General features: G+C 42.9%; 12 protein-coding genes. 5 read left to right on the forward strand and 7 right to left on the reverse strand.

Annotation, left to right across the window (positions count from 1 at the left end; translation table 11 throughout):
- Positions 1-5: 5 nt before the first annotated feature.
- Positions 6-1835 carry an arginine--tRNA ligase gene (gene argS, locus JMW94_RS06335; protein WP_201603130.1) on the reverse strand — a complete coding sequence of 610 codons (1830 nt, stop codon included), beginning with the start codon at positions 1833-1835 and terminating at the stop codon, positions 6-8.
- A 726-nt stretch (positions 1836-2561) separates the two neighbouring features.
- Here argS and JMW94_RS06340 point away from each other — a divergent pair.
- On the forward strand, positions 2562-2780 hold the full coding sequence (locus tag JMW94_RS06340) for a DUF2788 domain-containing protein (RefSeq protein ID WP_045448016.1): 219 nt from the start codon (positions 2562-2564) through the stop codon (positions 2778-2780).
- A 156-nt stretch (positions 2781-2936) separates the two neighbouring features.
- Here JMW94_RS06340 and JMW94_RS06345 read toward each other — a convergent pair whose 3' ends face one another.
- Genes JMW94_RS06345 through cmoA form a run of 3 tightly spaced genes read right to left on the reverse strand, consistent with a single transcriptional unit; the run spans position 2937 to position 6012 of the window.
- Positions 2937-4064: a DUF1176 domain-containing protein gene (locus JMW94_RS06345; RefSeq protein WP_201603132.1), complete on the reverse strand. Its 1128-nt coding sequence runs from the start codon at positions 4062-4064 to the stop codon at positions 2937-2939.
- 37 nt (positions 4065-4101) lie between these two features.
- Positions 4102-5163 carry a tRNA 5-methoxyuridine(34)/uridine 5-oxyacetic acid(34) synthase CmoB gene (cmoB, locus tag JMW94_RS06350; RefSeq protein ID WP_201603135.1) on the reverse strand — a complete coding sequence of 354 codons (1062 nt, stop codon included), beginning with the start codon at positions 5161-5163 and terminating at the stop codon, positions 4102-4104.
- A 48-nt stretch (positions 5164-5211) separates the two neighbouring features.
- Positions 5212-6012: a carboxy-S-adenosyl-L-methionine synthase CmoA gene (gene cmoA, locus JMW94_RS06355; protein WP_201603150.1), complete on the reverse strand. Its 801-nt coding sequence runs from the start codon at positions 6010-6012 to the stop codon at positions 5212-5214.
- A gap of 203 nt (positions 6013-6215) precedes the next feature.
- Here cmoA and msrA point away from each other — a divergent pair, with 203 nt between their 5' ends.
- The 4 genes from msrA (at position 6216) to JMW94_RS06375 (ending at position 10080) form a co-directional block, all read left to right on the forward strand.
- Positions 6216-6737 carry a peptide-methionine (S)-S-oxide reductase MsrA gene (gene msrA, locus JMW94_RS06360; protein ID WP_045448022.1) on the forward strand — a complete coding sequence of 174 codons (522 nt, stop codon included), beginning with the start codon at positions 6216-6218 and terminating at the stop codon, positions 6735-6737.
- A 170-nt stretch (positions 6738-6907) separates the two neighbouring features.
- Positions 6908-7561, forward strand: a complete 654-nt coding sequence (gene tmpT / locus JMW94_RS06365) for a thiopurine S-methyltransferase (protein WP_201603163.1) — start codon at positions 6908-6910, stop codon at positions 7559-7561.
- An 81-nt stretch (positions 7562-7642) separates the two neighbouring features.
- The gene (locus JMW94_RS06370) at positions 7643-8356 is read left to right on the forward strand and encodes a DUF1499 domain-containing protein (protein ID WP_201603167.1); all 714 of its coding nucleotides are present in this window, start codon (positions 7643-7645) and stop codon (positions 8354-8356) included.
- A gap of 242 nt (positions 8357-8598) precedes the next feature.
- On the forward strand, positions 8599-10080 hold the full coding sequence (locus tag JMW94_RS06375; protein WP_201603171.1) for a lytic murein transglycosylase: 1482 nt from the start codon (positions 8599-8601) through the stop codon (positions 10078-10080).
- Between the two features lie 137 nt (positions 10081-10217).
- On the opposite strand, the gene JMW94_RS06380 is transcribed toward JMW94_RS06375, so the two are convergent.
- From JMW94_RS06380 to murI, 3 genes are all read right to left on the reverse strand, one after another.
- The gene (locus tag JMW94_RS06380) at positions 10218-10517 is read right to left on the reverse strand and encodes a hypothetical protein (protein WP_045455583.1); all 300 of its coding nucleotides are present in this window, start codon (positions 10515-10517) and stop codon (positions 10218-10220) included.
- 276 nt (positions 10518-10793) lie between these two features.
- Positions 10794-11792 (reverse strand): DUF4062 domain-containing protein, encoded by a 999-nt coding sequence (locus JMW94_RS06385; protein WP_227685438.1) that lies wholly within the window; start codon positions 11790-11792, stop codon positions 10794-10796.
- A gap of 165 nt (positions 11793-11957) precedes the next feature.
- Positions 11958-12965, reverse strand: coding sequence for a glutamate racemase (murI, locus tag JMW94_RS06390; RefSeq protein WP_201603177.1), 1008 nt, complete (start codon positions 12963-12965; stop codon positions 11958-11960).
- Between the last annotated feature and the right edge of the window lie 68 nt (positions 12966-13033).

Raw genomic sequence — 13033 nt, forward strand, 5'->3', positions numbered from 1 at the left:
AAAAACTACATGCTAGATGGTGCCGACAACCCTAACAAACTAAGACCATTGGCCAATACTTGACGTACGGCTTTAGACAAACGCAAACGGGCTTGCATCAAATCCATCTCATCCGAGCTTGGTGTCTCACCTGAGGTCAAACTCACTGGCAAAATGCGATTGCTGTCATACCAACCATGAAATAGCGCTGCCAACTCTTTAAGATAGTTGGTCAAGACATGTGGCTCATAACCCGTCGCGGCGCGTAATAATGTCGCTGGATATCCTGCTAATAATTTAATCAGCTCGTCTTCGTTTGGTGCGCTAAGTAAGTTTTGATGTTCTAAACCAATCGCATCGTCTACCACAAGACCACTATTTTGTAGTTTTTCTAATACTCGGCAAACACGAGCATGCGCGTATTGAATGTAATACACTTGATTGTCTTTGCTTTGTGATTTAGCCAGCTCCAAATCAAAATCAATATGCACTTCAGGCTTACGGGCGACATAATAAAAACGTGCGGCGTCGTTACCAACTTCGGTACGTAAATCACGCAGGGTGACAAATTGACCTGAGCGCGAGGACATTTGCACTTTTTCACTGCCACGCCATAGTGCAACAAATTGCACAAGCACCACATCTAAACGCTCAGCATCGATACCAAGCGCCAATAAAGCGGCTTTTACGCGTGGCACATAACCATGGTGATCGGCACCCCAAACATTGACCACTTTATCAAAACCGCGATCAAATTTGTTTTTGTGATACGCAATATCAGAGGCAAAATAAGTAGATTGACCATTGGCACGGCGCACAACACGGTCTTTTTCATCACCAAAATCGGTTGATTTAAACCAAATATTACCGTCTTTTTCGTATAGGTAGCCTTTTTCATCTAAGGTCTGTAAGACTGGCTCAATATCGCTATCAATAGACCGTTCGCTAAACCAGCACTCGTAGCGCACACCAAAGTCATTTAAGTCATCTTTGATATCGGCTAAAATACTGCTCAATGCCGCATTTAAAAACAGCTCATAGCCCTCACCAAGCAAGGCTTTACTGTTGGCAATCAAGCCATCAATATGCGCTTCTTTGTCACCTGATAGCAGTGTTTTTTCGCCGTCCGCATTGATCTCAAACTCAGCATCTGCTGGCACATCTTTAGCGATTGCTGCAAAGCTATGAACGTAATGATCGCCGTGTTGCGCTTTTAACGTTTGGGCGATGTCACTGACATAATCACCTTGATAACCATTGACTGGGAAGATTATTTGCTCGCCATTGGTTTCCAGATAACGCAAATAGGTACTGGTCGCCAAGATGTCCATCTGCCGACCCGCATCGTTGACATAATACTCACGCGTGACGTCATAACCAATCGCTTCCAGCAGGTTTGCCACGCTCATACCGAACGCTGCACCGCGACCATGCCCAACGTGCAAACTTGACGTTGGATTGGCAGAGACAAACTCAACCTGAATTTTTTGCCCGTCAAACTGATCGCTTAAACCGAAGCGATCTTGCAATGCAAAGATATCATCTAATACCGCAAATTTGGCTTCCGCATTTAAGAACACGTTAATAAAGCCTGGACCTGCGATTTCTAGTTGGCGAATGTCTTGGTTTTCAGGCAGCGCATTGACGATTTTTTCGGCAAGCTGTCGTGGATTGACCTTGGCAGCTTTGGCAGCTGTCAGCGCGATATTACTGGCGAAATCACCATGGCTTAAGTCTTTAGTACGGGTGATTTGGCTATTATTTTGCCAATCGCTTGGTAGCGTGCCATCTGCTTGTAGGGTTTGAATCGCATCGTTAAATAGTGATGCAAGTGTATCAATTTGGGCTTGTGACATAAGGATTTGAACTCAGTTAAATAAACAACAAAAACGGTATAAAAATGTGGCGAATGCGAGCAGCCAATAACTGCCTATTATAATAGCGACCGACATTGCAGGGGATAAAATAATACAAAAAAGATAAGTAACCTGTAAATATAACAATCTTTGCTCTGCATTGCACCATTTGCACCAAAATTAGCACTAAAATCTTACGGTTATGACAGTTAACACTGATAATTTAGGTGACTAGGGCGTGTCCTCATTTTAAAAATGGTAATAAACATGAGATAAATTGCTGTCAAGCAAGGAAAATAGCGCAAATAATATCGAGATATTGATAAGCTATTTAACGATGTTTGGCAAAATTTAGCCATTTTTAGCCCATTTAGAGGTTAATCGATTGAATTGAAGACACGCTCTAACAGGTGTTGTCTGTGCTTTCACTCACGATAAGTCAGATTAAAATATTTTAAATAGATCAGCATTTAGCGCTGTTACCGATCAGTCAGCCCTGCAAATTGTAGCGTTACTGTTGTCTCATACTTAGCAGCAGTTTATACCTGCTCGCTTCCGCGTTATAATAACGGTTTGTATTGCTGCCTGCTTTTTTCTGACTTATTTTATGGATTACTGCTTATATCATGAATGGTGATACTTCATTTTGAAGGCAATTATTATCAAAAGATCCATAAAATAATAGAAATAAATAAAGACGGCGTTACTACTTTATAGGATTATGCCATGTTTGCTATTGCTGCCAGTACAGTTACCAGTTGGGGATTGTATGTTTTACTACCCATATTCATCGCCTTCTTATTTTTTATTATGTGGGATATCTCTAAAGAATCTCAAGCTGGGCGCGCGGGTACATTTTGGATTTTCTTAGCACTAGGCGCAGGGTTTGTGGGCTTCTTACTCAAGCTATTGTTGGAAGTCGCTTTTAAAAGGTGGTTGATATAATTTTTATATAATTAAGCCGTGTCTTCACTGTCAATGATAGGTAATAAATAACTCGCCTATCACTGTAAATAGACGGTTAAATAATCAATTAAAAAAATGCATGGCTCATGACGGCTTCACTTTATAGTGTGTCAATCATTCCTATCAGAATATCACTCACTGAGCCTTGCTACCATTTTTTACGACTTCACTCACGTAAGTTGGTAACCCCCACGCACCACCAGCAAAACCGCGACACATTCCTGAGCTGGAATCTTCCGATTTGGCAAATGTTTGACCATTCCAAACCCATATCGCATGATTCCAGCAATCACCAACCCCTCGATCTTTATGGGTGGCCCAAATCTCGCCATCAGAATAGTCATTGCCTGCCGTAGTGATCAGTTTTGGCTTGCTTGGTTTGTCATGATTAATAAGCCAATAACCTGAACTCTCATTATAGGCGCCTTGCCAGCACAGGTGGCTAGCAAGCGTATGGGTGGCATCTACGGGTGTAAACGTCCAATCCAGTCTATCGACACCATACTCTTGCATTCGTTGATACACTTCGGTTTTTGGATTAATCAGCTCACAGTCTCCCATATCATCTTCAGAGCCTATAAGCTCCTTGGCATCAATATCGATCCACTTATTTATATTCGCTTGAAAATAGGCCCACTTTGACGAATCCAGTTGCTTGTTGTCAGCATAGGCATATGCTTTTTTAATCACAGGCTTCGCTTTAGCAGATTTGGGTATTTGCTTACTAGCGTGGTTTTTACTCACCAATGCTATTGGCGTGCCTACTCTGCCTTGCACCTCATCAAGTTTTAGCAGCACGGCACTCATGCCTTTGTCACTAATAGACCAATTTTTATCACCTGCTCTTATCTCTATCTTAGTATTTTGACGCGAATGACTTAGAAGCTGCTGAGTTTGTTTGGCGGTTAAATCGTACGCAGAACCATCAGCATCTGGTTGTAGCATGCCTTGGTTTTTGCCATTTAACCACAGTTCAGCACTATGGTAGGTTTTGTCTGAGGTTTGTGATAAAAACTGGATTTGGGCAATCGGCAAAGCTTTTTTGGGTATGACGGTTAATAAAATAGAAGCTGGCGTATCGAATATACTCTCATCTGCATAACCTGCTGCGCGACAAGTCAATGTATTATCACAAACCACTTGCCAATCATTTTTAACAAACCCCCAACCTTCAAATGGTGTACCATAGGCAGCATGAGCTGATATGGACGTCAATGGCAGCAAGCCCATCATAGCGCTGAGCAAAATCGTTATTTTTTTCACTACCCATTTTCCTTATGAGTGATACAGTACGCACGCGCTACTTTTTTGCAATCAAAGTTGCACGCATCGGCGCAGGATACCCTTCCATGGTTTTAGTCGAGTCATTAGGATCTAAGAAGTCGGCTAGCGAATGATAAGTCATCCACTCAGTTTTACGTTGTTCCTCAATCGAAGTCACTGCTACATCGACGCAGCGTACCTCTGAGAATCCAGCTTTTTCTAGCCAGCCTATCAATGCCGCCACTGATGGTAAAAAATACACATTATTCATCTGGGCATAGCGGTCGTGTGGCACCAGTACGGTATTGGCATCACCTTCGATAACCAAGGTTTCAAGCACCAGCTCACCGCCTTTGACCAACTGCCCTTTAAGCTGTTGTAAATGCTCAAACGGCGATTGGCGATGATAGAGCACACCCATACTAAATACGGTGTCAAATAATTGGCTATGCTCGGGCAATGCTTCAAGTGGTACGGGGATATAATGCGTTTTATAGCTATCAGCTGCACCGACAAAATGACGAATCGCCATAAACTGATGATAAAACAAGCAAGACGGATCAATGATAATGACCGTATCCGCGCCAGCGCCAGCCATACGCCAGCCGTGATAGCCAGAGCCACCGCCTACATCCAATACGCGACGACCTTTTAAATTACCCAAATGCGGTGCGACTCTTTGCCACTTCCAATCACTGTGCCATTCGGTATCAATCAATATTGGCGCGGCTTGTTGGTCTTCATTCTGACCACTATCAATTTGATTTTCGAGCTGACCACCAATCTGAAAAGGTCCTTTACGCCACGGCATCAGCTGTTTTAATAATGCCATTGTTTGTTTGCGCTGAGACTCACTAAGATTTGCCTCAATCGTCAGGACATCACTGTTTAGATCGACATTATTGACGGTTAATGTTGGCAAACGAGCGACTGACGCTTGATAAGCAGGTGCATGCGCGTAGTTGGCTTTGTCCTTGATATCATTTAACCATGTTGGCAAGCGCGTAAGCCATTCATAAGCACTCGGCTGCTGCTGGGCTAACTCAAACAAGGTTAAATATAATTCGCGTTCGGCGTGGGTGATAGTTTCGTTAAGCATAAAAGCAGGTTACCGTATTGATCAAAAAAACTGTGTTAAAAATAAGGATTATTTAAACGCCACAATAGACACAAAGTTTAAAAACTGAAACCATGTGAGATGCCGCTGAAAGCCAACGTCATTCAAACGTGCATGATGCTCATCTAATGTATCAGTGATAAGGACGTTTTCTAGTGCATTACGTTTACCACTGATTTCCATCTCGCTATAACCATTGGCACGCTTGAAGTCGTAATAACGCTCAACCAACCATGCATCATATTGCTCATCAAAAGCATGGGTTTTTTCAGTTAATACCAGTATCCCACCTTCACTTAACGCTGCATAAATTTTCTCTAATACTGCGACTCTATCGGCAGCTGGCAAAAACTGTAGCGTTAAGTTCAAAATCACCATATCGCAGGGTTCAAGTTCCACATCGCGAATATCAGCGGTAATCACTTCGATGTCATGTGCAGGATAATTGTCACTCAGTAGCGTGGTCGCTTCGGTCGTCATCGCTGGTGAGATATCAATCGCTTTAATCTGCAAATCTTGCGGCTCAAACTCGCCTGCCAAGGTCATACTTGCTGCGCCCAGTGAACAGCCCAAATCATACACTCGACTGACGCGCTGACCACTATCGCTCTGTTGACGATACTTACAGTGACGACGGGCAAATATGGGCAGCATCGCCAGCACCTGACCATAACCAGGCACACTGCGACGAATCATATCAGGGAAACAAGCTACCACTTGCTCATCGAAAGAAAAGCGCGCGGCTTTATCGAGTGGCGTGGTAAACGGTTTGTCAAATAGGGTGTCGTGTTTAACAATAGCAGGCTTAGCTTGACTCATGGTGCGACTCATTTTGTGATAATAGAACTTAAATTAGGAAATAATTGATGGTCTTGCTTGTCATTATTAGCTGAAAGCGGCACGACGTAGCAAAAGCCCATTATAACATTACTGTTTGTTACTTATCGCGGTCAGATGCCCTGCTAAGCTAAATACGTATTGCTAAGTAAAAAACACTTGGCTCATATTTTATATTTATAAAAATAGGAAAAATTATGCAAACCATTATTTTGGGCGGTGGCTGTTTTTGGTGCACCGAATCGGTATTTTTATCCGTAAAAGGTGTGCAATCTGTCGTTTCAGGCTACATGGGCGGTGACGCTGTTTCTGCCAACTACGAAGCGGTCTGTAGTGGCAATACAGGGCACGTTGAAGTCATCAAAATCGAGTTCGATGACTCTATTGTCCCGTTAGAAGTGATACTTGATGTTTTTTTTGCCACCCATGATCCCACCACAATGGATCGTCAAGGCAATGACGTCGGTAGCCAGTATCGTAGCGTGGTTTTTTATACCGAAGAAAACCAGAAACCAACGATTGACCGCACTATCAACAAACTGCGCGATATGGGCGTCAATGTGGTCACCGAAGTACACCCTGCCGTTGAGTTTTATCAAGCAGAAGAGACCCATCAGGATTTCTTTAATAAGAATCCAGGACAAGGGTATTGCAACTTTGCCATACCACCAAAGCTTGCCAAATTGCGTAAAGAGTTTAGTCAATATATGGTGAGCTAAACGACAGAATAAAGATATTTTTTATTTAAAATAAAAAATATCTCAGCATTTTATTATAGCCAAACGCTTATTGTATGAGCGTTTGGCTTTTTAACATCTTTAGCATTCTCACTCAAACAGTTATGATAGAAACAACTCAAATATAACCCTCAACGAATAAAGGCGAAGGTATGAACGCTGAATTTTGGCACAGCCGCTGGCAAGAGAAACGCATTGGCTTTAATCAGTCTACAGTGAATCCATTATTAATGAGGTACTTTAAGCAGTTAAACCTGCCAGCTGGTAGCCGCGTTTTTGTCCCTTTATGTGGTAAATCGATTGATATGGCTTGGCTGGCAGCGCAAGGCTACGACGTTGTAGGCGTTGAATTGGTAGAAACAGCCGTACAAGCATTTTTTGCTGAGCAGAATATCTCCCCTACTGTGCACCAGCATCTAGACAATCCAGCCATTAAATACTATCAAGGTCAGTTGTCAGGACAAACCATTACCCTATGGGTTGCTGATATTTTTGCACTAACGACTGAGGATATCGGATCTGTAAAGGCGGTGTATGATAAAGCCGCATTGATTGCGCTGCCAGAAAACATGCGTACGAAGTATAGCGAGCATATACGTAAAATAAGTGGTCATGCACCACAATTTATCATCACTCTCACTTATGACCAAAGCAAAAAAGCGGGGCCGCCGTTCTCTATCAGTAGCGAGCAAATAAAGCAATATTATGGCGATAACTATCATATCAGCGAACTGACGAGTGAACCTACTTCTATAGGATCGGCACCTGAGCTAACAGTTTCGAAGCATGTTTGGCTATTGGAATGAGTGGTTAATAAATAAAATGAGTCGTTAATAAGCCCGTTTGCGTAGCGATTAATCAGTACTAAATTATGATGGAGAAATTGAATGAAAATATTCGTTGGGCTGATAAGTTTAATCTCTATTTTGCTAGTCACACTCGCAGGTCCGCTTTACAAATTTGGCTTAGTCGATTTAGCGACTGCGTTTGCAGGGTTTAAGTTTGGTGTATTTGCTGGTATCGCAGCATTGTTACTATTAGGCATACAGCTTTTATTTAAACGAGACACGGCTAGCCTTAGTAGCGCATTAACATCGGCAGCGCTTGCTATCACTGCCATTGCTATTCCACTAAGCATGATGAATAGCGCTAAAAATGTACCGCCCATTCACGATATTTCAACCGACTTAGTGAATCCACCTGAATTTGTGGCCATTGCTCCACTGCGCGCTGATGCACCAAACCCAGTTGAGTATGCAGGTGTAGAGACTGCAACGCAGCAGCGCGCCGCCTACCCTAAATTACAAACATTACGCTATAGCCAGTCAAAATCTGAGTTGGTTGGGGCAACCAAACAAGCCATCGATAATTTAGGTTGGGAGCTTGTCAATATCGATGCGGATAAAGGCGTCATTGAAGCGACAGATACGACTGCTTGGTTCGGTTTTAAAGATGATGTGGTCGTGCGTATCACGGATAACAGTAGTGAACGTTTGGTCGATATTCGTAGCAAGTCACGGGTTGGTGGGAGCGATTTGGGCAAAAATGCGGCGCGTATTCATAAGTTGATTGAAGAGTTGGATAGGGTTTTGGGGGAGTGATTAGGTTAGGTTTTGAATGAAGTAGAAATGATTAATTGGATTTTTTTAGCACTTTATCCATTTTAGCCTATCTATCCTAAATCCTAAACCCTCTCTCAACCTCACGCCACCGTCAATTTATAGTAACAGCTTACTTCGATACCTTTTCTTTACCAATGAGATTGGTTACTCTAAGTCCATACTGCACCAATCCGCTTTGCTTTCTCTTTTAATAACTATTTCAACGTTTATAGGATATTTTCATGCGTTTGACTCCAGTTTCTACTTTATCGTTACTGAGCCTTGCTGTTGGGCTGAGTTTTGCTAGCACTGCTCAAGCAGCCAAACCACCAGCGCCAGACTTATCTAATGCCGAGTTTCAACAATGCTTAGACGGTTTGAAAAACTCTAGTAAATTTCGCGGCGTTGATAGCTCTACTTTTAATAACTATCGCCCTAGCCAGCCTGATCCTAGCGTGATTCAGTCATTGAATTATCAGCCAGAATTTCAAAAAGACGTTTGGGATTATTTATCTTCATTGGTCGATAAAGAGCGTGTAGAAGATGGCATCCGCGCCAAGCGTCAATGGGCGGATACGCTACGTCAAATTGAATCACGCTATGGCGTCAAAGCCGAGCACGTACTAGGTGTATGGGGTGTTGAGTCAAACTTTGGGCAGACATTGGGCAAAAAACCTTTGTTTGAGTCTTTAGCGACGCTGTCTTGTTTTGATCGCCGTCAGAGCTATTTCCAAGGTGAATACGCCAATGCGCTAAAAATCGTCCAAAACGGTGATATCGCGCCAAGTGATATGACCGGCTCATGGGCAGGCGCTTTTGGTCAAACACAATTTATGCCAAGTACCTTTTTAGAGCTGGCAGTCGATTTTGATGGCGATGGTCGCCGTGATTTGGTCAATAGTGTGCCTGACGCGCTAGCCTCTACCGCCAACTTCTTAGATAAGCGTGGCTATCGTACGGGCGAGCCTTGGGGTTACGAAGTCAAGCTGCCCAGTGGATTTTGGGCAGCGTCTGACCGTAAAAATAAGAAGTCTATTAGCCACTGGCGCAATCAAGGTATCACGCTCGCCAATGGCAGTCCATTGCCTAACGATTTGAGCAGCGCAGGACTATTATTACCCGCTGGCAAAGATGGTCCTGCTTTCTTGGTCGGTAAAAACTTTGATACGTTTTACTCTTATAATGCGTCAGAAAATTACGCATTGGCAATCGCCCATTTATCAGACTTAATCACCAAAGAGGACAGCAGCAAAACTGACTTTGTCACGGCATGGCCTACCGATGACCCTGGTATCAGTCGCCAGCAAGCCAAAGATATCCAGCAGGCGTTATTGAATGCGGGTTACGATATTGGTGGTGTTGATGGCATTATTGGCGACAATACCCGTATCGCGATTCAGCAATACCAATCTAGTCGTGGTATCTTGCCAGCGGATGGCCGCGCAGGACAGAAATTCTACCGCGCAATCATTGGAAACGCTGGAAACACAGCCCCGAAAAGTACGCAATACGGCAATCAATACGGGCAGCCATCGAATAGCCAGCCTTTAAACCCTGCCTCTGCTGATCGCATGGGACAGCTGATTCAGCAGCAAACGAGTACTCCTAATACTTACTCGACGCAGCCTTCTGCACAATCACCTACCTCTGGTAACACACGCTATCGCCGTGTCATTGGTAGCGACGGTGTGGTGAAGCTCGTTCGTGTTGACGAAGGTTCTTAGTATTCTGCGGATGTATCTTAGGTTAAACACATACTATACTAAGCACGCCCTAGATTAAGCACATAAAAAAAGCCACGTTAATAATAACGTGGCTTTTTTCATAAGGTTCATTCTTTAGTTTTTAGTCAGCTTTTAACTTAAACGATCGGTGGTGGGTTCGGTTTACCATTGTCACCATCCCAGTTCTCACGTGCTTTTTCATCTAGATCAGCAGGTGTTTTTGGTTCCCACTTGCCGTTTTCTTTCCAAGTAGCATCGCCCCAATCAGCATCTTCTTCTTTTCTGTCCAAGTCTTTGTAAGCTTGGCTAGGGTCGATACCGCGACGTTTCATGTCCGCTACTTGCTCTTCTAAAGTATGAAACTGCTCGGCAGCATGCATAGATTCTTCTAAGCCATCAAGCTCTTTTTTTAATGCATCGTTTTTAGCGTTACTCATCAGGTGCTCTCCTTAGTCAGTATTATTATGCGATTTATATATATTCGATTTGTATGTATACAATATATACGTCAGTAATTTTAATATAAATAATGTATTTATTATCAATCTCTGATTAGTCTCAATATTACCAGTGTTAAATGGATTCACAACCGTTGACGCGTATGCTTTGTATTACAAAACGTAGTCACAGCCACACGTGTGCTCTTTACAGCAGATAGGCTATGACTACTTTTAAATGAGGAAGGCAGGAATATTATTAGTGCAAAATACGAATCATTGGGAGTTATGATGGACTTCGTTCAATAGATTTTTTGCATGAAAGGTCAACTTCCAAAGTTCTTGCGAGACGCGAGTGCCATAGGTTGTGAGCTGTATCCAGTTTGCACCCACTAGCTGACGTTGTAGCTGGTTCAAATCATCTTGAGAAATTTGGCAGCGCGAGACGGCATGGACATTCGGCATCTCTTTTTTGATGTCTTGCTCAGCTTTTGACGCTATCAAGCGATTCATGGCATTTTGCAAGCCATAGCTCGAAAAGGTCGCTGGTATTTTCATTAAGGCGATCAATATCTCTTGCCATGTTAAGGTCATGGGTCTGGTAACATCGGTCAGGTTGCCACCTGCATAAGCTTGAGCACTATATTGAATATCAAAAGCTTCTAACAATACAATGGGCTTACTCACATCATCAGAGACGAATTCATCAGCAGGTGGGCTATTTTCCTTTAGCGTTTTGTCAGTAGACAATAGATCTGCAAACCGTTCCGCCACAGTTTGCTTGCTAAATTTAATCATTTCCTCATTGGCTCTCAGCCATCCACCAACGACCTGATGATTGGTCACTGCGTTATAGTAAGCTTGCACGAGCAATGGCTCAATATCCGTTTCTGTATCATAATAATATATCGTATTGTCCTGCCGAGTTACCGACTTAATAAATTCTTGCAGTTGACGACTAATACTCGCATCTGGATGATGATTTTTGATTAAGATGAGTAACGGTTTGAGCTTGGCTTTGGCATTCAAATAACTCAAATGCATTTGGCTAACGCCATTCCTTTGCACGGTGCCATAACTGTCTCCAATGAGCATCAGTGCGTAATCGCAGGAGTCGATACATTGTCGACCATATAGCGATGCTTTTGGCAATTGGCTCGACACATCATAGGTCAAGAAAGCCCGCGACTGAAAAAATATCGCCAAGCTGTCCAAGACCAACAATTGATCATTGTCAGCGCATATGATGTGAATATGATAGCGACGGTCTGGCACAATCACCTCTAAGCTTAGGTCATGACATAGAATAATATGATATAAAATAGAGCACAAATATCTTGTTTTGCACAGCCTAGCATAATCTTATAAAAATAAGCTCAATTTATTTCGATTATATCAATATTATGGTTATGGGTTTGATACAAATACCTTTAGCTGCGCCTATTTAGAATAGTATTGCAAGATGGCGTCTTTGCCAAGCAAACGCGCTATTAAAGTATCCAGCTTATCATCGAACTTAGTCGCATAAAAAATCAATGGCGGTTGAGTGACAACTTTTGTTTTGTCAGTTGTTTCTAAACAATGATCATCTGGGGTATTGTCAATCAATGCAGACAGCTGGTTTGCAGCCAATAGCTGCTTAACTCGCTCAGCAATCGCTTGTCCAGAATCAACCACCTGCATCGCCAATTGCTGCTGAGCAATCTCATTTAACAAAAACGTTTTGAAAAATGGATAGTGCGTACAGCCTAGTACCAATTGATCAACGCCATCATGAGCAAATAATGTGAGCTGCTGGCGTAATCTTAAAGCAGTATCGTCCTGCTCTGGCATTCCCGCCTCGACCCAAGGTACCAATTGCGGATCAAAATATTTGGTCACTACCGTATTGTTGGGTTTAGCAAAGTGATCGATGACCTCATTAAGCAATGTGCCATTCAAGGTAGCCTTAGTCGCTAAAACGACCACGCGACCAGTTTTGCTCGCCGATATGGCTGGCTTTAGCGCCGGTACTAATCCGACGATAGGCAGCTGCGGATAACGCCGTCTGGCTGTTTCCAAAGCATAAGCTGAGGCGCTATTACAAGCAATAACGATGAGCTTGCAGCCCTGCTCATACAACCAATCAACGGCTGTTAAAGTCAACGCTTCAATATCGGCGCTATCACGATTACCATAAGGCACATTTAAGGTGTCTGCATAATAGACATAACGCTCAGCAGGCAACTGCTGTGCCAAATGTAGATAAACAGACAGTCCACCGACACCAGAGTCAAACAATCCGATTGGCGCATTGCGCTTTTTATTATTTACAACTGTACCAATATTCGTTTTATGGATGTCAGCTTTAGCATTAGTTACACTCTCGACATGCTCAACATGTTTACCATCAAAGCTATCTGAGCGCATTTTCACCCTATTTAAGCTATTACTTGCAGCAATATCCATCACTACTCTACTGCCATTTTTACTGCCATTTTTATATACATATCGTCATCTTTATGCTGTTTGCTGTT

This window comes from Psychrobacter immobilis (assembly GCF_904846185.1).
In the GTDB taxonomy this organism is placed as follows: domain Bacteria; phylum Pseudomonadota; class Gammaproteobacteria; order Pseudomonadales; family Moraxellaceae; genus Psychrobacter; species Psychrobacter immobilis_B.

Coding starts and splice junctions, on each gene's coding strand:
- argS (WP_201603130.1), bottom strand. CDS start 1,835: ATGTCACAAGCCCAAATTGATACACTTGCATCACTATTTAACGATGCG.
- JMW94_RS06340 (WP_045448016.1), top strand. CDS start 2,562: ATGTTTGCTATTGCTGCCAGTACAGTTACCAGTTGGGGATTGTATGTT.
- cmoB (WP_201603135.1), bottom strand. CDS start 5,163: ATGCTTAACGAAACTATCACCCACGCCGAACGCGAATTATATTTAACC.
- cmoA (WP_201603150.1), bottom strand. CDS start 6,012: ATGAGTCGCACCATGAGTCAAGCTAAGCCTGCTATTGTTAAACACGAC.
- msrA (WP_045448022.1), top strand. CDS start 6,216: ATGCAAACCATTATTTTGGGCGGTGGCTGTTTTTGGTGCACCGAATCG.
- tmpT (WP_201603163.1), top strand. CDS start 6,908: ATGAACGCTGAATTTTGGCACAGCCGCTGGCAAGAGAAACGCATTGGC.
- JMW94_RS06370 (WP_201603167.1), top strand. CDS start 7,643: ATGAAAATATTCGTTGGGCTGATAAGTTTAATCTCTATTTTGCTAGTC.
- JMW94_RS06375 (WP_201603171.1), top strand. CDS start 8,599: ATGCGTTTGACTCCAGTTTCTACTTTATCGTTACTGAGCCTTGCTGTT.
- JMW94_RS06380 (WP_045455583.1), bottom strand. CDS start 10,517: ATGAGTAACGCTAAAAACGATGCATTAAAAAAAGAGCTTGATGGCTTA.
- murI (WP_201603177.1), bottom strand. CDS start 12,965: ATGGATATTGCTGCAAGTAATAGCTTAAATAGGGTGAAAATGCGCTCA.